21 protein-coding genes and 2 tRNA genes are annotated in these 21,883 nt (G+C 51.9%); 9 read left to right on the top strand and 14 right to left on the bottom strand.

Annotated features, from left to right (window positions below):
* Positions 1 to 16: 16 nt before the first annotated feature.
* On the bottom strand, positions 17 to 754 hold the full coding sequence (gene tonB, locus A8O29_RS10055) for a TonB system transport protein TonB (RefSeq protein ID WP_168713837.1): 738 nt from the start codon (positions 752 to 754) through the stop codon (positions 17 to 19).
* A 220-nt stretch (positions 755 to 974) separates the two neighbouring features.
* On the opposite strand from tonB, the gene A8O29_RS10050 reads away from it, so the two are divergent.
* Positions 975 to 1,271 carry a YciI family protein gene (locus A8O29_RS10050; RefSeq protein ID WP_125353203.1) on the top strand — a complete coding sequence of 99 codons (297 nt, stop codon included), beginning with the start codon at positions 975 to 977 and terminating at the stop codon, positions 1,269 to 1,271.
* Between the two features lie 48 nt (positions 1,272 to 1,319).
* Here A8O29_RS10050 and A8O29_RS10045 read toward each other — a convergent pair whose 3' ends face one another.
* Positions 1,320 to 1,493 carry a YciY family protein gene (locus tag A8O29_RS10045; RefSeq protein ID WP_125353205.1) on the bottom strand — a complete coding sequence of 58 codons (174 nt, stop codon included), beginning with the start codon at positions 1,491 to 1,493 and terminating at the stop codon, positions 1,320 to 1,322.
* A gap of 138 nt (positions 1,494 to 1,631) precedes the next feature.
* On the opposite strand from A8O29_RS10045, the gene cls reads away from it, so the two are divergent.
* Together cls and A8O29_RS10035 are read left to right on the top strand one after the other, a co-directional pair.
* Positions 1,632 to 3,092, top strand: a complete 1,461-nt coding sequence (gene cls, locus A8O29_RS10040; RefSeq protein WP_125353206.1) for a cardiolipin synthase — start codon at positions 1,632 to 1,634, stop codon at positions 3,090 to 3,092.
* Positions 3,093 to 3,126: 34 nt separating this feature from the next.
* On the top strand, positions 3,127 to 3,456 hold the full coding sequence (locus A8O29_RS10035; protein ID WP_110508601.1) for an HI1450 family dsDNA-mimic protein: 330 nt from the start codon (positions 3,127 to 3,129) through the stop codon (positions 3,454 to 3,456).
* Positions 3,457 to 3,547: 91 nt separating this feature from the next.
* Here the strand turns inward: A8O29_RS10035 and A8O29_RS10030 are convergent, their stop codons facing one another.
* From A8O29_RS10030 to A8O29_RS10000, 7 genes are all read right to left on the bottom strand, one after another.
* Positions 3,548 to 4,390 (bottom strand): ion transporter, encoded by an 843-nt coding sequence (locus tag A8O29_RS10030; protein WP_125353208.1) that lies wholly within the window; start codon positions 4,388 to 4,390, stop codon positions 3,548 to 3,550.
* A 45-nt stretch (positions 4,391 to 4,435) separates the two neighbouring features.
* The gene (gene oppF, locus A8O29_RS10025; RefSeq protein WP_110508605.1) at positions 4,436 to 5,440 is read right to left on the bottom strand and encodes a murein tripeptide/oligopeptide ABC transporter ATP-binding protein OppF; all 1,005 of its coding nucleotides are present in this window, start codon (positions 5,438 to 5,440) and stop codon (positions 4,436 to 4,438) included.
* On the bottom strand, positions 5,437 to 6,447 hold the full coding sequence (gene oppD / locus A8O29_RS10020) for an ABC transporter ATP-binding protein (protein ID WP_125353210.1): 1,011 nt from the start codon (positions 6,445 to 6,447) through the stop codon (positions 5,437 to 5,439). The genes oppF and oppD overlap by 4 nt, the downstream gene beginning before the upstream one ends.
* 11 nt (positions 6,448 to 6,458) lie before the next feature.
* On the bottom strand, positions 6,459 to 7,367 hold the full coding sequence (gene oppC, locus A8O29_RS10015) for an oligopeptide ABC transporter permease OppC (RefSeq protein ID WP_125353212.1): 909 nt from the start codon (positions 7,365 to 7,367) through the stop codon (positions 6,459 to 6,461).
* A 14-nt stretch (positions 7,368 to 7,381) separates the two neighbouring features.
* Positions 7,382 to 8,302: an oligopeptide ABC transporter permease OppB gene (gene oppB / locus A8O29_RS10010; protein ID WP_125353214.1), complete on the bottom strand. Its 921-nt coding sequence runs from the start codon at positions 8,300 to 8,302 to the stop codon at positions 7,382 to 7,384.
* 120 nt (positions 8,303 to 8,422) lie between these two features.
* On the bottom strand, positions 8,423 to 10,054 hold the full coding sequence (gene oppA / locus A8O29_RS10005) for an oligopeptide ABC transporter substrate-binding protein OppA (RefSeq protein ID WP_159465463.1): 1,632 nt from the start codon (positions 10,052 to 10,054) through the stop codon (positions 8,423 to 8,425).
* A gap of 759 nt (positions 10,055 to 10,813) precedes the next feature.
* Complete coding sequence (locus A8O29_RS10000) at positions 10,814 to 11,461, bottom strand: YchE family NAAT transporter (protein WP_125353218.1); 648 nt, start codon at positions 11,459 to 11,461, stop codon at positions 10,814 to 10,816.
* A gap of 477 nt (positions 11,462 to 11,938) precedes the next feature.
* Here A8O29_RS10000 and adhE point away from each other — a divergent pair, with 477 nt between their 5' ends.
* Positions 11,939 to 14,614, top strand: coding sequence for a bifunctional acetaldehyde-CoA/alcohol dehydrogenase (adhE, locus tag A8O29_RS09995; RefSeq protein ID WP_125353220.1), 2,676 nt, complete (start codon positions 11,939 to 11,941; stop codon positions 14,612 to 14,614).
* A 74-nt stretch (positions 14,615 to 14,688) separates the two neighbouring features.
* Here the strand turns inward: adhE and tdk are convergent, their stop codons facing one another.
* Positions 14,689 to 15,315: a thymidine kinase gene (gene tdk, locus A8O29_RS09990; RefSeq protein ID WP_125353242.1), complete on the bottom strand. Its 627-nt coding sequence runs from the start codon at positions 15,313 to 15,315 to the stop codon at positions 14,689 to 14,691.
* Between the two features lie 555 nt (positions 15,316 to 15,870).
* Between tdk and hns the strand changes: the two genes are divergently transcribed.
* On the top strand, positions 15,871 to 16,281 hold the full coding sequence (gene hns, locus A8O29_RS09985) for a histone-like nucleoid-structuring protein H-NS (protein ID WP_110508619.1): 411 nt from the start codon (positions 15,871 to 15,873) through the stop codon (positions 16,279 to 16,281).
* A gap of 161 nt (positions 16,282 to 16,442) precedes the next feature.
* Here the strand turns inward: hns and galU are convergent, their stop codons facing one another.
* The 3 genes from galU to rssA form a co-directional block, all read right to left on the bottom strand.
* Positions 16,443 to 17,351 (bottom strand): UTP--glucose-1-phosphate uridylyltransferase GalU, encoded by a 909-nt coding sequence (galU, locus tag A8O29_RS09980; protein ID WP_125353222.1) that lies wholly within the window; start codon positions 17,349 to 17,351, stop codon positions 16,443 to 16,445.
* Between the two features lie 198 nt (positions 17,352 to 17,549).
* Positions 17,550 to 18,563 (bottom strand): two-component system response regulator RssB, encoded by a 1,014-nt coding sequence (rssB, locus tag A8O29_RS09975; RefSeq protein WP_125353224.1) that lies wholly within the window; start codon positions 18,561 to 18,563, stop codon positions 17,550 to 17,552.
* Positions 18,564 to 18,652: 89 nt separating this feature from the next.
* Positions 18,653 to 19,564 (bottom strand): patatin-like phospholipase RssA, encoded by a 912-nt coding sequence (gene rssA / locus A8O29_RS09970; RefSeq protein WP_125353226.1) that lies wholly within the window; start codon positions 19,562 to 19,564, stop codon positions 18,653 to 18,655.
* A gap of 112 nt (positions 19,565 to 19,676) precedes the next feature.
* On the opposite strand from rssA, the gene A8O29_RS09965 reads away from it, so the two are divergent.
* The 4 genes from A8O29_RS09965 (at position 19,677) to A8O29_RS09950 (ending at position 21,384) form a co-directional block, all read left to right on the top strand.
* On the top strand, positions 19,677 to 20,135 hold the full coding sequence (locus A8O29_RS09965; RefSeq protein ID WP_125353228.1) for a YchJ family protein: 459 nt from the start codon (positions 19,677 to 19,679) through the stop codon (positions 20,133 to 20,135).
* A 47-nt stretch (positions 20,136 to 20,182) separates the two neighbouring features.
* Positions 20,183 to 21,025, top strand: a complete 843-nt coding sequence (purU, locus tag A8O29_RS09960; protein WP_125353230.1) for a formyltetrahydrofolate deformylase — start codon at positions 20,183 to 20,185, stop codon at positions 21,023 to 21,025.
* Between the two features lie 152 nt (positions 21,026 to 21,177).
* Positions 21,178 to 21,262: transfer RNA gene (locus A8O29_RS09955), tRNA-Tyr, on the top strand.
* Between the two features lie 37 nt (positions 21,263 to 21,299).
* Positions 21,300 to 21,384: transfer RNA gene (locus A8O29_RS09950), tRNA-Tyr, on the top strand.
* 46 nt (positions 21,385 to 21,430) lie between these two features.
* Here the strand turns inward: A8O29_RS09950 and A8O29_RS09945 are convergent.
* Entirely contained in the window at positions 21,431 to 21,874 is a 444-nt protein-coding gene (locus A8O29_RS09945; protein WP_125353232.1) for an Lrp/AsnC family transcriptional regulator, read from the bottom strand.
* Positions 21,875 to 21,883 lie beyond the last annotated feature (9 nt).

The raw sequence follows: 21,883 nt of genomic DNA, 5'->3' as shown, positions 1-21,883 counted from the left end.
GAGGTTGACGGGAGTGTTAGTTGACCTGAATGCCTTTCATATTGAACACGAAATTCATGATCAAGCCTTTCCCCGGTTTGCCGGGTTCATAGCGCCATTTGCGCATCGCGGATTTCACTTCACGTTCAAACATGTTGGAAGGCTGCGCGGAGAGGATTTCAACGTTTTCCACCCGACCGTCTCCGGTCACGTCAAATTTAACCCGCACTTTGCCTTCAATACGTAACGCATAGGCGCGAGCCGGATATTGCGGTTCGCCACGGCTCAGTGCACGCGGGCCGGCCGGGGCCACCGCCACAGGTTTACTGGTGGCTGGCGCGGTACTTGCTGGCGGACGACTCTGCGTCGTGGAATTCTCAAACGGCGACGCCGGACGCGGCTCAACCGGTTTGGTCTCGCGCTTCGGCTGCTCGACTTTCTTCACCGGTTTCGGCTTAGGCTTAGGTTTTGGCTTCGGTTTAGGCTTGGACTCAGGTTTATGAATCACCACCGGCGCTTCTTTCGGCGGCTCTGGCACGACTTCGGGCTCAGGCTCTGGCTCAGGTTCAACCACCGGCTGTGGAGGCGGTTGTACCGCCTGCGGCGGCTCCAGATCAGCTGGCGCGACCATCGTCACTGTAATAGGCTGCGCAGGTGCGGGCAGTTCAATAACCTGATGTACCGAGGTATAAAGCAAACCCGCCACTAAGGCTCCGTGAATGACCACGGAGAGCAACGTGGGCCACGGAAAACGACGAGGTATATCGAGGGTCATTGAAGTCATAATCGCTGCAGTTGAAAAATGATGCCCCGATTTTAAATGCAAATAGCAATCATATTCAATAAGCCATCTTATCTTGGGTCAACTTTCTGCCGCTGTTGGCGAAAAAAAGCACACTTGTCGCGCCCTGTCAGGCCTCCAGGAATCTTTGCATTGCAGTCATCCGCGCTTTCAAATAACGTGTTTCGACAATTTACCGATAAGGACTGTACCCGTGCTTTACGTGATTTATGCTGAAGATGTCGCCGACTCTCTGGAAAAACGTTCGTCGGTTCGCCCTGCTCATCTTGCCCGCCTGCAGTTGCTGCATGACGAAGGCCGTCTGCTGACCGCGGGTCCAATGCCCGCGGTGGACAGTAACGATCCTGGCGCAGCCGGTTTTAGCGGTTCGACGGTGATTGCAGAGTTTGAGTCGCTGGAAGCGGCACAGGCCTGGGCTGAAGCCGATCCGTACGTTGCTGCGGCGGTGTACGAGAATGTGAAAGTGCGTCCGTACAAGAAAGTGTTCTGATAGCGCCCCAAAAAACAAGAGGCACCGCATGCGGTGCCTTTTTTGTCATCAGAATTCGTAGATTGCGAAGAGCAGTGAATTTCGCTGCCGCGCGCCCAAACATTTTCTGATTGAGTGGATACGCATGTTGCGGCGCGACTGACCTTCCAGCCAACGCGCTTTGCGACGGCTGGCTTGTCTTAGCATCCGCCAGCGCCCCACTTCGTTTCTGCTACGCTTCATTTCAACATCTCAGAGATGAAAGAGCGCATATTATAAACCCTTGCGCCCGGCTGACCAGTGCTTTTGCCGCCTGTTTTTATTTGCCAGATGAATCCGTACGCGTAAACTCATAACGACAGGCTTTCAAAAGGATTTTTTATGACAACCTTCTACACCGTGGTGAGTTGGCTGGTCATTCTGGGGTACTGGTTGTTAATCGCGGGCGTGACGTTACGTATCCTGATGAAACGACGCGCGGTACCTTCAGCGATGGCATGGTTGCTGATCATTTATATTCTGCCGTTGGTCGGGATCATCGCCTATCTTTCGTTCGGAGAACTGCATCTGGGGAAGCGACGCGCCGAACGCGCCCGCGCAATGTGGCCGTCCACCGCCAAGTGGCTCAACGATCTTAAAGCCTGCAATCATATTTTTGCCGAATCCAACAGCCCAGTGGCAAGCTCACTGTTCAAGTTGTGCGAACGCCGCCAGGGGATTGCCGGGGTTAAAGGCAATCAGCTCCAACTGCTGACCGAATCGGATGACGTCATGCAGGCACTGATTCGCGACATTCAGCTCGCGCGTCACAATATAGAAATGGTTTTCTATATCTGGCACCCGGGCGGCATGGCCGATCAGGTCGCAGAATCACTGATGGCCGCAGCGCGCCGGGGCGTGCACTGCCGGTTAATGCTGGACTCTGCCGGTAGCGTCGACTTTTTCCGCAGCCCGTGGGCGGCGATGATGCGTAACGCCGGAATCGAAGTGGTGGAAGCGTTGAAGGTTAATCTGATGCGTGTGTTTCTGCGCCGCATGGACCTGCGTCAGCATCGCAAAATGGTAATGATCGACAACTATATTGCCTACACCGGCAGTATGAATATGGTCGACCCGCGCTTCTTCAAACAAGAATCGGGCGTGGGGCAATGGATCGATTTGATGGCCCGTATGGAAGGCCCAATCGCCACCTCAATGGGGATTGTGTACTCCTGCGACTGGGAAATCGAAACCGGCAAACGCATTCTGCCCCCTGCCCCGGACGCCAATATTATGCCGTTCGAAGAAGCGAGCGGACACACCATCCATACCATCGCTTCTGGCCCCGGTTTCCCGGAAGATTTGATTCATCAGGCGTTACTCACTGCCGCATATTCTGCGCGTGAATACCTGATAATGACCACGCCGTATTTTGTGCCGAGCGACGACCTGCTGCACGCAATTTGCACCGCCGCCCAGCGTGGGGTGGATGTGAGCATTATTATGCCGCGCAAGAACGATTCGGTATTAGTTGGCTGGGCGAGCCGCGCCTTCTTCACTGAACTATTAGCCGCTGGCGTTAAGATTTATCAGTTCGAAGGCGGCCTGCTACACACCAAGAGCGTGCTGGTCGATGGCGAACTGAGCCTGGTCGGCACGGTGAACCTGGACATGCGTAGCCTGTGGCTGAACTTTGAAATCACCCTGGCGATTGATGACGCGGGTTTTGGCGGCGATTTGGCGGCGGTTCAGGACGATTACATATCCCGTTCGCGTCTGCTGGATGCGCAGCGCTGGTTAAAACGTCCACTTTGGCAGCGCGTCACCGAGCGACTGTTTTACTTCTTTAGTCCGTTGCTGTAAAACGTGCCCATTAGCTGAAAATCTAGGTGTCATCATGGAAATGGATTTAAATAATCGCCTGACCGAAGACGAAACGCTCGAGCAGGCCTACGATATTTTTCTCGAACTGGCGGGTGATAACCTCGATCCTGCGGATATCATTATCTTTAACTTGCAGTTTGAAGAGCGTGGCGGTGCCGAGCTGTTTGACCCGGCCGAAGACTGGCAGGAACATGTCGATTTCGATTTGAACCCTGATTTCTTCGCCGAAGTGGTTATCGGTCTGGCCGATACCGACGGCGGCGAATTAAACGATATCTTTGCCCGCGTGCTGCTGTGTCGTGATAAAGACCACAAGATTTGCCATATTCTGTGGCGTGAATAACCCTTAAGCTGTTTATTGCCGATAGCGCTGACGCTTATCGGGCAATAAACACAAAATGTAGGCCCGGCAAGCTCAGCGCTGCCGGGCTTTTTCATTTGAACAGAGGCAATTCCGTTCCACAGGTGCTGCAATAATGGGCATTTTTTTCATGCCCGGTATGCTTACATCTGGGGCATACACGCGTACTGCGACGGTTCTGATATTCATTACTCATATGGGTCGTAATTAAGCCTGTTGGGATAGCGATAACCGAGTAACCAATCAAGATGAGCAACGACGCCACTAAACGTCCAACCGCGGTATGCGGGGTGATATCACCGTAGCCCACGGTGGTAGCGGTCACCACCGCCCAGTACACCGAAGCCCCTAAGGTGGCAAAGCCATTCTCGGGCCCTTCGATGCCGTACATCAGCGAGCCAAAGACCACCATCACAATCGCGATTAAGAAATAGAACACCATTAATTGGTGGCGGGCGCTGACAATCGCCAGCCAGAAGACCCGCAACGATGACATATAACGCAGCAGTTTCAGCACCCGCAGAACACGAATAGTCCTTAATGCCCGCCAGGCGAAAACATAATTCACGCCAATTTCCGGCCACAACCACAGCACATACATCGGCAGCACGGTGATTAAATCGATGATGCCCCAGAAACTGAAGACATATTTCGCGGGTTGCGGCCAGCACAGCACGCGAAGAAGATACTCGGCGGTGAAGACGGCAGTGATAATAAATTCGAGATAGACGAAGGTATGCCACTGATCGAAGGTCAGATGGTAGCGAGTGTCTAAAGCCGACTCGACGAAAATAATAATAACGCTGAATAACGCAAAACAGCCGCAAAACGCCTCGACGCGACGTCCGCAGCGGGTACTTTGATCAAACAGAATGCGGTAAAGACGCTGGCGGAGTAAAACCGGGGCAACGGGCACAATAACCTCACAAAAAAAAGGGCTGACAGTTGTCAGCCCGGGAGATTATAGCGGGTCCACCTTCAGACAGGAAACGGCGTGTCGGAAGCTGCCCTCCAGAACCGGTCGCGTTTTCGCGCATTCCGGCCCGGCAATCGGGCAACGGGTGCGGAATACGCAGCCTGACGGCGGGTTGATAGGTGACGGTAACTCACCTTCCAATAATTGTATCTTTTTGTTCTTTTCCAGATCCGGGTCTGGAATGGGCACCGCTGACATCAGCGCTTTGGTATAGGGGTGCAGCGGATTGTGGTAAACCTGATCATAAGTTCCCAGTTCCACCGCATGACCCAGATACATCACCAGCACGCGATCGGAGATGTGTTTTACCACCGCCAGGTCGTGGGCAATGAAAATCAGCGACAGGCCCATTTCACGTTGCAGTTGCTGGAGCAGGTTTACCACCTGCGCCTGAATCGACACGTCCAGCGCCGAAACCGGTTCATCACAGATAATCAGCTTTGGCTCAAGAATCAACGCGCGCGCAATACCGATACGCTGACACTGACCGCCGGAAAATTCATGCGGGTAACGGTTGACGAGGTTAGGCAGAAGGCCCACTTTCATCATCATCGCCTTCACGCGGTCACGCACTTCCTGACGCGGCATTTTCGGATGGTAGGTGCGCAGCGGCTCGGCGATGATATCGCCAATGTTCATACGCGGGTTCAGAGAAGCCAGTGGATCCTGGAAAATCATCTGAATGTCGCTGCGCACGGCGCGCCATTCATCTGGTTTCATGCCCAGTAAATCTTTACCCAGCCACGCGACACGCCCTTCGGTGGCTTTCACCAGACCGATAATGGCGCGGGCAAAAGTCGATTTGCCACAGCCAGATTCCCCGACCACGCCCAGCGTTTCGCCTTCATACAGTCGCAGCGTGACGCCATCGACTGCTTTCAGGGTTTTCGAGGGCTGCCAGAACCACTGTTTACCGTCTTTGATGTCAAAGTGCACTTTCAGATCGGCAATTTCGAGCAGAACTTTTTTATCTTCAGTCACGGCGTTCATACCAGATCCCCCACCGGTTTAAAGCAGGCGCGTAAACGGCCAGGCGCGAAAGCCTCCAGAGGCGGAGCCGTGTGGCAGATTTCCATCGCATGCGGACAGCGCGGCTGGAACGGACAGCCTTTCGGCAGACGCATCAGGTTTGGCGGGTTGCCTGGAATGGTCAACAGCGATTCACCTTCGGCATCCAGACGCGGCACCGCGTTGAGCAGCCCCATCGAATACGGGTGCGCCGGGTGATAAAACACGTCGCGCGCATTGCCATATTCCATGGTGCGTCCGGCGTACATCACCAGCACTTTGTCGCAGATCCCGGCCACAACACCAAGATCGTGCGTGATCATGATGATGGCGGTGTTGAATTCGCTTTTCAGTTCATTCAACAGGGTCATGATTTGCGCCTGAACGGTAACGTCCAAAGCGGTCGTCGGCTCATCCGCAATCAGCAGTTTCGGCCGACACAGCAGCGCCATGGCGATCATCACACGCTGACGCATGCCGCCAGAAAACTCGTGCGGGTACATGCGCATACGCTTACGCGCTTCCGGCATTTTCACCGCATCCAGCATCCGTACTGACTCTTCAAAGGCTTCGGCTTTGCCCATGCCTTTATGCAGCATCAGCACTTCCATCAGCTGTTCGCCCACCCGCATGTACGGGTTAAGGGACGTCATCGGGTCCTGGAAAATCATCGAAATCTGTTCGGCGCGCAGGCGGTTAAGCTCTTTCTCCGGCAGATTCAGGATCTGACGGCCGTTGAAAGACGCGACGCCGTCAATGCGACCGTTTTTCGCCAGCAAGCCCATCAGCGCAAACGCGGTCTGGGATTTCCCGGAACCGGATTCACCGACGATCCCCAGCGTTTCGCCTGCTTTCAGGCTGAAGTTCAGATCGTTCACCGCCGTCACGTCGCCGTCTGCCGTGGCAAACGTTACGCGTAAATCTTTTACGTCCAGCAGCAGGCCAGATTGTTGCTGCTGCGGGGCGTTAACCATTTCAATCGTGCTCATGGCATCACTCCTTAGCGGTCTTTCGGGTCGAGGGCATCACGCAGGCCATCGCCGATAAAGTTGAAACAAAACAGGGTTACCACCAGGAAACCTGCCGGATACAGCAGCAGCCATGGAGAGACTTCCATGGAGTTGGCGCCATCACTCAGTAATGCGCCCCAGCTGCTGAGCGGCTCCTGGGTACCCAGACCGAGGAAGCTCAGGAACGATTCAAACAGGATCATGCTTGGCACCAGCAGTGAAGCATAAACCACCACCACGCCCAGCACGTTCGGTACGATATGACGCACAACGATATTCGCGGTAGAGACGCCACCGACCTGTGCCGCTTCGATAAACTCTTTGCGCTTCAGGCTTAAGGTCTGGCCGCGCACGATACGCGCCATATCCAGCCAGGAAACCATCCCGATTGCCACGAAGATAAGCAGGATGTTTTGACCGAAGAACGTCACCAGCAAAATAACGAAGAACATGAACGGGAAGGAGTTCAGGATCTCCAGCAGACGCATCATCACCGAGTCCACTTTGCCGCCAAGGTAGCCGGAAAGCGAGCCGTACAGCGTCCCAAGGATGACAGCGACCAACGCCGCGGCGATCCCTACCATCAGCGAGATACGACCACCAATCGCGACGCGCACTAATAAATCACGGCCGGATGAATCGGTCCCGAAATAGTGCCCGGAAGGCATATCGGGTGCGCTGGACATCATGTTCCAGTCGGTATCGAAGTAGCTGAACTGCGACAACATCGGTGCCAGCGTGACGAACAGGGCGATAACCACCAGCACAATCAGGCTGGCGACCGCCGCACGGTTATGCATAAAACGACGGCGGGCGTCCTGCCAAAGGCTGCGGCCTTCGACTTCCAGTTTTTCACTGAAGTGTTCCAGCGCCTCGCTGTTTTTCTTACTCAACATCATGGCGAACTCCAGTGTCAGTAACGGATTTTCGGATCGATAACGGCATACAGCACATCGACGATCGCGTTAAACAGAATGGTCAGCGCACCAACCAGAATGGTCAGGCTCAGTACCAGGGAATAATCGCGGTTCAGTGCGCCATTCACGAACAGCTGACCGATACCCGGCAGGCCGTAAATGGTTTCGATGACCATTGAACCGGTGATGATGCCCACGAACGCTGGCCCCATGTACGAGAGCACTGGCAGCAGCGCCGGTTTCAGCGCGTGACGCAGAATAATCCGGCGCATCGGCAACCCTTTCGCCTTTGCGGTACGAATGAAGTTGGAGTGCAGGACTTCAATCATCGAACCACGGGTGATACGCGCGATACTGGCGATGTAGGCCAGAGAGAGCGCCACCATCGGCAGGATCATGTATTGCAGCGCCCCGCCGTTCCAGCCACCGCCCGGCAACCAGTGCAGCGTGATGGCAAAGATCATCACCAGCAATGGCGCGACCACGAAGCTCGGGATAACCACCCCGGTCATCGCCACCCCCATGACGGCGTAATCCCATTTGGTATTTTGATTCAGCGCGGCAATCACCCCGGCACTGACGCCCAGGATAACGGCGAGGAAGAATGCAGCAAAACCTAATTTGGCTGACACTGGGAAGCTCGCGGCCACCAGGTCGTTCACGGAATAATCTTTATATTTGAATGATGGCCCAAAATCGCCGTGCGCCAGTTGCTTCAAATAATTGAAGTACTGGACCCCGATAGGATCGTTCAGGTGATATTTGGCTTCAATGTTCGCCATGACTTCTGGCGGCAGCGTACGTTCACCGGTAAAGGGACTGCCCGGCGCAAGACGCATCATAAAGAAGGAAATCGTAATAAGGATAAAGAGTGTCGGAATTGCTTCCAGACAGCGGCGTAAAATAAATTTCAACATTGCCCGTACCTTCTGGCGTGTGCCTTTACATGTCGCAATTCAGCGTGGCTGATGCAGTCATGTGATAGTGCGTGAAATAAGACACAGTGGGGCAACCCTATGTTGCCCCACGGATTGCCATTAATGCTTAATGATGTACAAGTCTTTGGTGTAGATATTGTCCATCGGATCTTTACCGGTGTAACCGCCAATCCATGGTTTCACCAGACGGGCATTCACATAGTAATAGACCGGAACAATAGCGGAGTCTTTGCCCAGCTGCTGTTCAGCTTTGTCGTACAGCGCAACACGCTGTGCTTCGTCGGTCGCCTGCAGGGTCTGCTTCATGATCGCATCAAACGCCGGGCTCTTATAGTGCGCGGTATTCATTGAGCTATCAGACAGCATGGTGTTCAGGAAGGACGTCGGTTCGTTGTAGTCCGCACACCAGCCGGCACGCGCTACGTCGTAAGTCCCCTGGTGACGGGTATCCAGGAAGGTTTTCCACTCCTGGTTAACCAGCTTCACGTTCACGCCGAGGTTTTTCTTCCAGATAGACGCGGCAGCGATGGCCAGTTTCTTGTGCAGATCAGAGGTGTTGTACAGCAGTTCGAAGGTCAGCGGCTTATCAGCGGTGTAGCCTGCTTCGGCCAGCAGTTTCTTCGCTTCTTCGTTACGCTTTTCCTGAGTCCAGGTGAACCACTCTGGTTTGGTCAGCTTCGCGCCATCGGTGTACGGAGGGGTGTAACCGTAAGCTGGCAGGTCGCCCTGCGCTTTCACTTTGTTAACGATGATGTCGCGGTCCAGACCCAGTTTCAGTGCGGTACGGACACGCTCATCAGTGAACGGAGCTTTCTGGTTGTTGATTTCGTAGTAGTAGGTGCACAGGTACGGGTCAACGTGAACTTCGGTTGGGATCTCTTTCTTCAGCTTCTGGAACAGCTCGATCGGCAGGTTGTTATAGGTCATGTCGATTTCGCCGCTGCGGTAGCGGTTTACGTCGGTGACTTCAGAAGAAATTGGCAGATAGGTAATCTGGTCAACAATGGTGTCTTTGTTATCCCAGTAGTTGGTGTTGCGCTCCATGACGATGCGCTCGTTCACCACCCAGTCTTTCAGTTTATACGCGCCGTTGGTGACGATATTGGCAGGCTGAGTCCACTTTTCACCGAATTTATCGATGGCGGTTTTATTAACCGGGGACATCGCCGGGTTCACCAGCAGCTTGTAGAAATAAGGAACCGGCTCGCTCAGAGTGACTTCCAGAGTGTGATCGTCGATGGCTTTCACGCCGAGATCGGAGGTCGGTTTTTTGCCGTCGATGATTTCATCAACGTTCAGGATATGGCCGTACTGCGGGTAGCTTGCATACGGGGACGCGGTTTTCGGGTCCACCAGACGCTGCCAGCTATATACGAAATCTTGCGCCGTTACCGGCTCGCCGTTGGACCATTTTGCGTCTTTACGCAGATGGAAGGTCCACACTTTGAAATCTTTGTTGTCCCAGCTTTCGGCAACGCCCGGGATCGGGTGACCGTCTTTGGTAGACGTGATAAGCAGGCCTTCGAACAGGTCACGGCTCACGTTTGCTTCTGGAACACCTTCAATTTTATTTGGATCCAGCGACTGCGGCTCAGCGCCGTTGTTACGGATCATGGTTTGCTTATCTGCCAGCTTAACACCTGCAGGAACGTCTGCAGCCATTGCACTTCCTGCGATAAGTGCAGCTACTACACCCGCTGCGATGAAGCTTTTTTTTGTGATGATGGACATTGTGTTGATACTCCGCTCATTATAATTACTGGCTGTGCCAGCCTGTTTTGTTTAATCCCCTAAGGGTTCCCATACAGCGCAGGAGTGAATGCGTCTGTCGGGCTTTACTGCTGCTATCACCGACTTCTTTTATTACGGTCACTCTTTATTCGGCAACCTTTCGTCGATTCTTTAGGTCTTCCCCCCTGTCGGGATGACCAATGTACTTTTTCGCGTCAGGAGATTTATTTGAAAATTATTCTCATCTCCACTTTTTGTATCGCGAAATGTCAGGGCGGAAAGTACCAAAAGCATTTCGCCCCCGCCAATACAATTTGCAAATTTGTTAACCAATTCTCTTTTGTTGAAGCAGCTCCGAATGAAACAGTTCATTTTTCGCCGTTGCATTCAAGAATTAATCTTTAAGTATCATTGCGTTAATCAAAAAGTGGTACCGAGTGCGGGTCGCACGTCGCCGATGACGGCTTTTTGCACAATAATTTAACAATTGATTATTATTTAGCACATTACTCTGTGCGAACGGTGAAATTACTAATAACATTTCAATTATCCCACGGCAAGCGCAAGAGTATCATGTTAGTGAAATAACATTATTGCCCAGGGTACTACGTGGGGCTTCGCAGGTTAATTGCCTGATAATAATGGAGTTAGCGAGAAATAGCAGAAGGTTATTACAGCGGGCTAATTCACATTTATTGATATGTTTTGCTAATAGATGAAAGAGAAAACGAGGCGCGTACGCCCCGTTTCAGAACAGCGTCAGGCAAGCAAGCCGGGGAAGATGGATTTGATACCGGCCACGATAAACTCAATTCCAAGCGCCATCAGCAGCAAACCCATGATACGGGTGATAACGTTGATACCCGTCTGCCCCAGTAAGCGTACCAGCCAGGGCGCAATGCGGAACAGCCCCCAGCAGCATCCAGCAAATATCGCGATTGCGACAGAGAAGCCAATCAAATGCGCAATATTATGGTATCGCGTGCCCCAGACAATCGTGGAGCTGATGGCCCCCGGTCCGGCCATTAAGGGCAATGCCAGAGGGACAACGCCAACGCTTTCACGAATTGCCGTCTCTGATTTTTCCTGCTTGTTCTGTTTATCCTCACCGAGCTTTCCACTGATCATCGACATCGCAATCGTCACCACCAGAATGCCGCCGGCAATACGGAACGAGTCGATAGAGATCCCGAAGAGTTGCAGAATGCCGTCGCCAAGAAACAGTGAAGTCCACAAGATGATGGCTACCGAAAGGTTTGCCGTCAGGTTGGTTTTATTGCGCGCAGGCGCCGACTGGTAGCTGGTCATGCTGATGAACACGGGGATGATACCCACCGGGTTTACCAGTGCAAATAAGCCAATGAAAAATTTGATATAAGTTGGAAAATCGAACAGCGATAGAATCACGGTATCCCGCGGCCTCATCAATTGTAGTAGTTGACGTACAGTAATCATGAAAAACGCGCTGAAGATACGCTGTTTAACGGCATTCTTCACCACAAATCTGCTGTTTAGCGCTACCAATACGCGTTGTTATGTATCTGTTTAAATTATGCTAATGTTACCGCAGTCCGAAATTACGATCATTTAACACTTGATACAAACCGCTAAAATCGGCCTGCTGAAAGGAGTCAGCTTGGTGTAATCTTGATTTAGATCACACAATTCATACTCAGAAGTGGGTAATCTTGATATCGCACCAGGGAGTAGCCCGGTACCTCTACCGGGTGTAATGGAAGGCTCTTTTAGTAAATCAGTGGATGAAGGTCGTTAAGTAACCTGTTGTTTTTATGGCTCTTACGCAAGCTGCTTGTGGTCTGTCTATACTGACGTATCGCGCAGCTGATTTACTAAAAAAGTTTAACATTATCCAGGAGAGCATTTATGGCTGTTACTAATGTCGCTGAACTGAACGCACTCGTCGAGCGCGTAAAAAAAGCTCAGCGTGAATATGCCAACTTCACCCAAGAACAGGTTGATAAAATCTTCCGCGCGGCCGCACTGGCTGCTGCAGATGCTCGAATCCCTCTCGCGAAACTGGCTGTTGCCGAATCTGGCATGGGTATCGTGGAAGATAAAGTGATCAAAAACCACTTTGCTTCTGAGTATATCTACAACGCCTATAAAGATGAGAAAACCTGTGGTGTCCTGTCTGAAGACGACACTTTCGGTACTATCACCATCGCTGAACCTATCGGCATCATCTGCGGTATCGTACCGACTACCAACCCAACTTCTACCGCTATCTTCAAGTCTCTTATTAGCCTGAAGACACGTAACGCCATCATCTTCTCCCCACACCCACGTGCGAAAGACGCGACTAACAAAGCCGCTGATATCGTTCTCCAGGCTGCCATCGCAGCGGGTGCGCCGAAAGATCTGATTGGTTGGATTGATCAGCCTTCCGTAGAGCTGTCCAACGCGCTGATGCATCACCCAGATATCAACATGATCCTCGCCACTGGTGGCCCGGGCATGGTTAAAGCAGCATACAGCTCCGGTAAACCTGCCATCGGCGTAGGTGCGGGTAACACCCCTGTTGTTGTTGATGAAACTGCTGATGTGAAACGCGTTGTGGCGTCCATCCTGATGTCTAAAACCTTCGACAACGGCGTAATCTGTGCATCTGAACAGTCCGTTATCGTGGTTGACTCTGCGTACGCTGCAGTACGTGAGCGTTTCGCGTCCCACGGCGGCTACATGCTGCAGGGCAAAGAGCTGAAAGCCGTTCAGGACATCATCCTGAAAAATGGCGGTCTGAACGCCGCTATCGTTGGTCAGCCAGCAACCAAAATTGCTGAACTGGCAGGCTTCACCGTACCATCAGACACCAAAATTCTGATTGGTGAAGTGACCGTAGTTGACGAATCCGAGCCGTTCGCTCATGAAAAACTGTCTCCGACTCTGGCAATGTACCGTGCTAAGAACTTCGAAGACGCAGTTGTTAAAGCGGAAAAACTGGTTGAGATGGGCGGCATCGGCCATACCTCTTGCCTGTACACCGACCAGGACAATCAGCCAGAGCGCGTTAAGCACTTCGGCGACAAAATGAAGACTGCTCGTATTCTGATTAACACCCCGGCATCTCAGGGTGGTATCGGTGACCTCTACAACTTCAAACTCGCGCCTTCCCTGACTCTGGGTTGTGGTTCCTGGGGTGGTAACTCCATCTCTGAGAACGTGGGTCCTAAGCACCTGATCAACAAGAAAACCGTTGCTAAGCGAGCTGAAAACATGTTGTGGCACAAACTTCCGAAATCCATCTACTTCCGTCGTGGCTCACTGCCAATTGCGCTGGATGAAGTGATTACCGATGGTCACAAACGTGCGATGATCGTGACTGACCGTTTCCTGTTCAACAACGGCTATGCAGACCAGATCACCTCTGTTCTGAAAGCTGCTGGCGTTGAAACTGAAGTGTTCTTTGAAGTTGAAGCTGACCCAACGCTGACCGTTGTCCGTAAAGGTGCAGAGCTGGCGAACTCCTTCAAACCAGACGTGATTATCGCGCTGGGCGGCGGTTCCCCGATGGATGCTGCGAAAATCATGTGGGTCATGTACGAGCACCCAGAAACGCACTTCGAAGAACTGGCGCTGCGCTTTATGGATATCCGTAAACGTATCTACAAGTTCCCGAAAATGGGTGTGAAAGCGAAGATGATTGCTGTCACCACCACTTCCGGTACCGGTTCTGAAGTTACCCCGTTTGCGGTGGTTACCGATGATGCAACAGGTCAGAAATATCCACTGGCTGACTACGCGCTGACGCCGGACATGGCTATCGTTGATGCCAACCTCGTGATGGATATGCCGAAATCACTGTGTGCATTCGGTGGTCTGGATGCGGTAACGCACGCTCTGGAAGCTTACGTGTCTGTACTGGCATCTGAGTTCTCCGACGGTCAGGCTCTGCAGGCTCTGAAACTGCTGAAAGAAAACCTGCCAGCGTCTTACCACGAAGGTTCTAAGAACCCAGTGGCGCGTGAACGCGTTCACAACGCAGCGACTATCGCCGGTATCGCGTTTGCTAACGCCTTCCTCGGTGTGTGTCACTCCATGGCGCATAAACTGGGCTCCCAGTTCCACATTCCACACGGTCTGGCCAACGCCCTGCTGATCAGCAACGTTATTCGCTATAACGCGAACGACAACCCGACTAAGCAGACTGCATTCAGCCAGTACGACCGTCCGCAGGCTCGTCGTCGTTACGCAGAAATCGCAGACCACCTGGGTCTGACTTCTTCCAGCGACCGTACTGCTGCGAAAATCGAGAAACTGCTGGCATGGCTGGACAGCATCAAAGCTGAACTGGGTATTCCTAAATCAATCCGCGAAGCGGGTGTTCAGGAAGCTGACTTCCTGGCACACGTCGACAAACTGTCTGAAGATGCGTTTGATGACCAGTGTACCGGTGCGAACCCACGTTACCCGCTGATTGCTGAACTGAAGCAAATCCTGATGGACACTTACTACGGCCGCGAATTTAGCGAAGGCGACGTAGCTGAGAAGAAAGCAGCAGCTCCAGTTAAAGCTGACAAAAAAGCGAAGAAAACCGCTTAAGTTGAAAGCCTAATAAAAAACCCGCCTGATGGCGGGTTTTTTTATGTCTATAGCGCGCTAAAAGCGTTGGGAGATTAATCCTCCATCTTCCCTCGCACTCGCTGCTGAATAGCGCTCAGAGAGCCCTCCAGAAGCGCTTCTTTGTAATGCTTACGACACACAGAGACATAGCGTTCATTCCCGCCGATAACCACCTGTGCGCCTTCGTGGTACGGACGCCCTTCCTGATCCAGCCTCAGCACCATACTCGCCTTTCGACCACAGAAGCAGATGGTTTTTAGTTCCACGAGTTTATCGGACCAGCACAGCAAATATTGGCTGCCGATAAATAGCTCGCCGCGAAAATCCGTACGCAGACCGTAACACAGCACCGGGATATCCAGCTCATCTACAACCTCTGACAGCGCGTAGACCTGCTCGCGGGTCAGGAACTGACTCTCATCCACCAGCACGCAGTGAAGCGGCGCCTGCGCGTGCTCAGCAGCGATATCGTCAAACAGCGACGTCTGTTGGTTGAAGAGCTTCGCCGGCGAGGACAATCCGATGCGGGAACTGACTTTTCCTGCGCCGAATCTGTCATCAATTTCTGCGGTATAAACCAGCGTTCGCATTCCGCGTTCCTGGTAATTATATGAGGACTGTAACAAAGCTGTAGACTTCCCTGCATTCATCGCAGAGTAGTAAAAATAAAGTTGTGCCATTCGCAGCATCACCCCAATCACGTGATTTAACGGCACGAATTGTACCATAGCCCCAGCAAATTTCAGCGCTCACGCCGCGCATAATCCAGTGCTACTTCATGTAAAATATTAAGTTATTCTTATCTATAATAACAATCAGCAACAGCCCGCTATTCCTATAACGCCTTAAGATTATCCCGAGTTATCAGCCAGCTAATCCCTTACCTGGCGCCCCAGCGCTTTCGTGTCGTTATGATTCAGCTTCTATTGATAACCAGGAAATTCTCCCCTGGCCCGCGAGTAATACGAAAGGTTGATATTTGTGTTCCTCTTATATATGCCACGCTGTAACAGCGAAAAAGGCATACTTTGTAAGGGTGTTTTTATGATTAGTGCCTTGCAATAAGCATTCAGGATGTGAACTGGCGCGTCAAATTTAACTTTATCTAATTATTAATTTCGGCAAATAACACGATATTTTGACTTCCTTACAAACCACCCTATTGCACATCTGAAATTAACGCTCTATTATTACCTCAACAAACCACCCCACAATATAAGTTTGAGAATACGAAAATGAGCGAAGCACTTAAAATTTTGAACAACATCCGTACTCTTCGTGCGCAGGCAAGAGAATGCACTCTCGAAACTCTCGAAGAAATGCTGGAAAAATTAGAAGTTGTTGTTAACGAACGTCGCGAAGAAGATAATGCGGCCGCTGCCGAAGTTGAAGAGCGCACTCGTAAACTGCAACAATACCGTGAAATGCTGATTGCTGATGGCATTGACCCAAATGAACTGCTGAACAGCATTGCTGCAGCAAGCAAATCTGGTGCTAAAGCTAAACGTGCAGCTCGCCCGGCTAAATATAGCTACGTTGACGAAAACGGCGAAACTAAAACCTGGACCGGCCAGGGTCGTACCCCGGCAATCATCAAAAAAGCAATGGATGAGCAAGGTAAATCTCTGGACGACTTCCTGATTTAATCTTTCTTATTTGTTTGAAAATCCCGCTCTGCGGGATTTTTTTTATCCTGAAATCGACTCAGTCATTCTCAATACTGCCTGGTTTTAACTCAATGCTGACAAACAGGCAATAAAAAACCGGGGTCTTTTCAGAACCCCGGTCGTTACAGCAGGTGAGCAAATTACTTGCCAGCGCCCACTGTTTCTTCCAGCCAGGCTTTAAAATCCGCACCCAGTGAATTATGGCGAATGCCATATTCAACAAACGCACGCATATAGCCCAGTTTATTACCGCAGTCGTGGCTTTTGCCTTTCATATGATAGGCTTCAACGGTTTCTTTCTCGATCAGCATATCGATAGCATCGGTCAGCTGGATCTCGTCACCGGCACCTGGAGGGGTCTTCGCCAGCAGAGGCCAAATTTCTGAACTCAGAACATAACGGCCTACAACAGCGAGGTTAGACGGCGCCACGTCGGCTTTAGGTTTCTCAACCACACCCACCATTGGCACGCTGTCACCCGGATTCAGGGCTTCACCTTTGCAATCCACAACACCGTATGCGGTAACGTCATCAACCGGCTCAACCATGATCTGGCTGGCACCTGTTTCATCAAAACGCTTAATCATATCGGCAAGGTTGTCACGGGACAGATCGGATTCATATTCATCAAGAATCACGTCTGGCAGAATAACCGCGACAGGCTCATCACCCACAACCGGATGCGCACACAGAACAGCGTGGCCCAGACCTTTAGCCAGACCCTGACGGACCTGCATAATGGTCACGTGTGGCGGACAAATAGACTGCACTTCTTCCAGCAGCTGGCGCTTAACGCGTTTTTCCAGCATGGCTTCAAGTTCAAAACTGGTATCGAAATGGTTTTCGATAGAGTTTTTAGAAGAATGCGTAACCAGAACAATTTCAGTAATGCCTGCAGCGATGCATTCATTGACAACATACTGAATTAATGGCTTGTCGACCAGCGGCAGCATTTCCTTTGGAATCGCTTTAGTGGCGGGCAACATCCTGGTACCCAATCCCGCTACCGGGATTACGGCCTTAGTGACTTTCGAATTTAATGCAGCCATTGAAATCTCCTGAACTGTTCAACTTATGAACGTGCTCGTTAATTAATAACGCGTTGAGTATATCAGTACCGATTGCTCAATCTGGTCTGAAAAGGACACGTTAACCTTGAATTAGGATTTTTACGTATAAATCCTACTGATAGTACCACTACCGTCTGAAAGCTGAGACTTCAATAACCCGAGATTCAGACTAATTGTTCATTCCGCAGACAACATCAGGCGCAGGCGCCCCCCTGCTCCCCAAATTTGGCACTGCCAGGATTCGCAGCGCTGGCTGATTTGATTTAAATAAGTATTACCTAAAGTGCCCAACGGAACACCGTTGCTGATCTGTATTTGGTGCTCACCGGTGTTAAGCGATCCGTTGAGTCCAGCAGAAACGAGGATCAGATTTTTAATACCACTGTGGTAATACCCAACCAGTAACGGGAATTGTCCTGGTAAATTGGCCTGACGCAGCAATTGATTGACCTGTTTAAGCAAACTGCCTAATTCAGGCAGACGCTGTCCTTCGTGCGAAAGCTGCTCTTGTAACAAACCGTTAAATAACGCACGCAGCAAAAGTGCGGCCAAAACGCCATTATCACCCGCTCGCGTAACGTCGAGACAATAAAACGCCAGATCTTTATCTGAGAGTGGTGCAATATCGAGCACCAGGCCGTGATTATCGGCGGAGACCAGCTGACGATAATTTATTCGGCAATGAGATATAACCTGCTTCACCGGCGGTTGAAGTTCCTGCAGTAATTTTGCCGCAGCGGATGGATTAGTGACCAGCGCATCCCAATCCTCAAATAAACGTTCTTCTTCCTCAACGCGGGAATTGAACATATTGGGATAGAGGCAGGCGAAAACGGTTTCACGCAGGCGGTTGAGATCTTTGACCGGTTTAAGCAGCACATCCTGCACGCCGAGACGCAGCGCTTTGGCGATGTCTGCCATATTTTCCGTTGCGGATATGACCAGAATCGGAAGCTGATGACCATTGTTGCGTAAGAACTCGACCAGTTTAAGGCCATTCATTCTTGGCATCGCGATATCGCAAATCATCAGATCGGGGTTGAGCCTGGCCATTTTTTCGAGGGCATCCACACCGTCGTCAGCCAGGGCCGTTTCTGCACCCAGCGATGAAAGCCACGAATCCAACAGTGAGCGGAAAACGGGTTCGTCCTCGACGATAAGAATCTGTTTTCCCGCCAATGGCTGCGTCATGATATCTCCCCTGGCAGACGATAAGTAAATAGTGGCACGCTATTCGTGCTAACGCCTGTCAGATTTTGCTGAAGTAATCGAAAAATGCCCTAACCCATGCTGCGGACTAACGGTATAAGCTCGTCCATCTTTTTCTCAACCGACAATTGTCCTGCGGCGATGGCCGCGGGCGCACGGTGGAAATCAAGCGTAGATATCTGTGGGCAAAAAGGTTGCAACAGGATGTCAGGCGGATCGCCTGCCATACGATTGCGCTTTAATCGGTTTTCCAGCACCTGAATAGAGGTCGTCATGATCTCCATGGCCGTGGGTGTCATTGCCGTCCGGCGTGATGTCATGCGCCCTAACCTTGCGCGAAAACGTTCGTGCCAGGTGAGCGATTCATCATTGTCTAAAGACTGTGGATCGGGCTGAAGGTTCACCGACAGCAGATCCTGTTGCATTAAATGGGCGTCATGCTGCAAATCGACCGCAATCACGATGTCCGCACCCAACGCACGGGTGAGCGAAACAGGGACAGGGTTCACCACCGCGCCGTCCACCAGCCAGTAACCGTTATGCATCACGGGGGACATTAACCCGGGAATACTGCACGAGGCGCGGACGGCCATATGAAGGTCACCTTCGGTAAACCAAAGTTCACGTCCAGTGCTGAGATTGGTCGCGACGGTCGCAAAACGACGTTCGCAGGATTCGATAGTATCGACGGGGAGAAGCTGGCGGAAATGACTGAACACGCGTTCGCCGCGCAGCAGTCCACCGCGCCGCCAGGAGAGATCCATCAGACGTAACACGTCCCATGAACTGAAAGAGCAAACCCACTTTTCCAGCACCGGAAGACGGTCGCAGGCATAAGCCGCACCCACCAGCGAACCAATGGAACACCCTGCAACGATATCAATCTCAATGCCCATTTTCTGTAGCGCTTTAATGACGCCGATGTGTGACCATCCTCGCGCCGCGCCCGAACCCAGGGCTAATCCTACTTTAAGCTTTCTCATCCTGACTGTACTGAACCCTATTCCCAACGTAGCAACATTGCCACTGCTCGGTTAACATATTTGCCGCCGGCGCAATTGCGCCTTTCTTTATTGACTCAACGGGAAGGCATTTATGCATTCACTTTGCCCCTGCGGCAGCGCTCTGGAGTATAGCCTATGTTGCCAGCGATATCTGTCAGGCAGCGAGCTTGCGCCAACGCCGTCACAGCTCATGCGTTCGCGCTATAGCGCCTTTGTGATGAAGGACGCAGATTATCTGGTGAAAACCTGGCATCCGTCCTGCGAACCCGAAGCATTTCGTGCCGACCTCGAAAAGAGTTTTGCCGGAACGGAATGGCTTGGTCTGACACTTTTTGCCGCCGATAGCGGGAAACACGCCGACGAAGGCTATGTCAGCTTTGTCGCCCGCTTTCGTGAACATAGCAAGACAAGCGCCCTGATTGAGCGTTCAAGATTCTTAAAAGAAAATGGACAATGGTATTATATTGATGGTACACGTCCGTTAATCGGCCGCAACGACCCATGCCCGTGCGGATCGGGTAAAAAATTTAAAAAGTGCTGCGGTCAATAAGACCGCCACACAGAAACAGCAAACACCTCAACAGGATTTCCCCCGCAATGCACTCATTACAACGAAAAGTGTTGCGTACAATCTGCCCCGATCAAAAAGGGCTGATCGCACGTATTACCAATATTTGCTACAAGCACGAACTGAACATCGTGCAGAACAATGAATTTGTCGATCATCGCACCGGGCGTTTCTTCATGCGCACCGAGCTGGAAGGCATCTTCAACGACGCCACGCTGCTGGCCGATCTCGATGGCGCATTGCCGGAAGGCTCTATTCGCGAGCTGACCCCTGCGGGCCGTCGTCGCGTCGTGATTCTGGTCACCAAAGAAGCACACTGCCTGGGCGACCTGTTAATGAAAGCCAATTATGGCGGCCTGGATGTCGACATCGCCGCGGTTATCGGCAACCACGACACATTGCGCGCGCTGGTTGAGAAATTCGATATCCCGTTTGAGCTGGTCAGTCATGAAGGCCATACCCGCGAAGAGCATGACGCCCTCATGGCGGATGCCATCGACAAGCACGCGCCGGATTACGTGGTATTGGCGAAATATATGCGCGTCCTGACGCCGGCCTTCGTGTCACGCTTCCCGAATAAAATCATCAATATTCACCACTCGTTCCTGCCTGCCTTTATCGGCGCACGACCTTATCAGCAGGCTTACGATCGCGGCGTGAAAATCATCGGTGCCACCGCGCACTACGTGAACGATAATCTGGATGAAGGCCCGATCATCATGCAGGACGTGATTCACGTCGATCACACCTACACCGCAGAAGACATGATGCGTGCCGGTCGTGACGTAGAGAAAAACGTCCTCAGCCGTGCGTTGTATCAGGTTCTCGCCCAGCGTGTGTTTGTGTACGGTAATCGGACAATTATTCTGTAAGGCGGATGAGCGTTGCAGTGCTTTTAAACGTAATGGGCAAAAAGCACGCAAACGGTTCATTTTCCTGAAAGGAAGTCTTTACAGCGGCGCGTCATTTGATATGATGCGCCCCGCTTCCCAAAAGGGAGCAGGCTAGTAAAAGCATTACCCCTGGCGGGGTTCCCGAGCGGCCAAAGGGAGCAGACTGTAAATCTGTCGTCATCGACTTCGAAGGTTCGAATCCTTCCCCCGCCACCACGAATTTCGGTCAGTACCAGCATCACATCATACCCCTGGCGGGGTTCCCGAGCGGCCAAAGGGAGCAGACTGTAAATCTGTCGTCATCGACTTCGAAGGTTCGAATCCTTCCCCCGCCACCATCCTCCAGAATTCCCAAATTATCCAAACTCGCACTACCTTCATTACTCAAATCACAGGCAAACGCCGTTTCACGGGCGAGCTCTTCACGATCGACGTATTGCACTGTGCAAACTCAGCCAGCCCATCGAGCAGCGTGTCCAGCTGCGCAATGTCCTTCACGACTAATCGCATCACGAAGCAGTCTTCCCCGGTCACCTTGTCGCACTCAATACATTCCGGCATCGCCTGAATATATTTATCCACCTTTTGTAGCAGCCCCGGCAGCGGTCTGACCCGGACCAGCGCCTGCAAGGTATAACCGAGCGCTGACAGATTCACTCTGGTGCCATAGCCCTGAATGACGCCCCGCTCCTCCAGTCGCTTTAAGCGTTCCGCTGTACTGGGCGATGTCAGCCCCACGCGCGCACTCAGCACCTTTAATGAAAGCCGCGCATCCTCTGCCAGCGCCGCCACGATCGCCCGATCGATATCATCAATAAGGACTTCCATCACATCCAC

This window comes from Scandinavium goeteborgense, from assembly GCF_003935895.2.
GTDB classification, from domain to species: domain Bacteria; phylum Pseudomonadota; class Gammaproteobacteria; order Enterobacterales; family Enterobacteriaceae; genus Scandinavium; species Scandinavium goeteborgense.
This window is presented reverse-complemented; position numbering and strand designations above follow the sequence as displayed.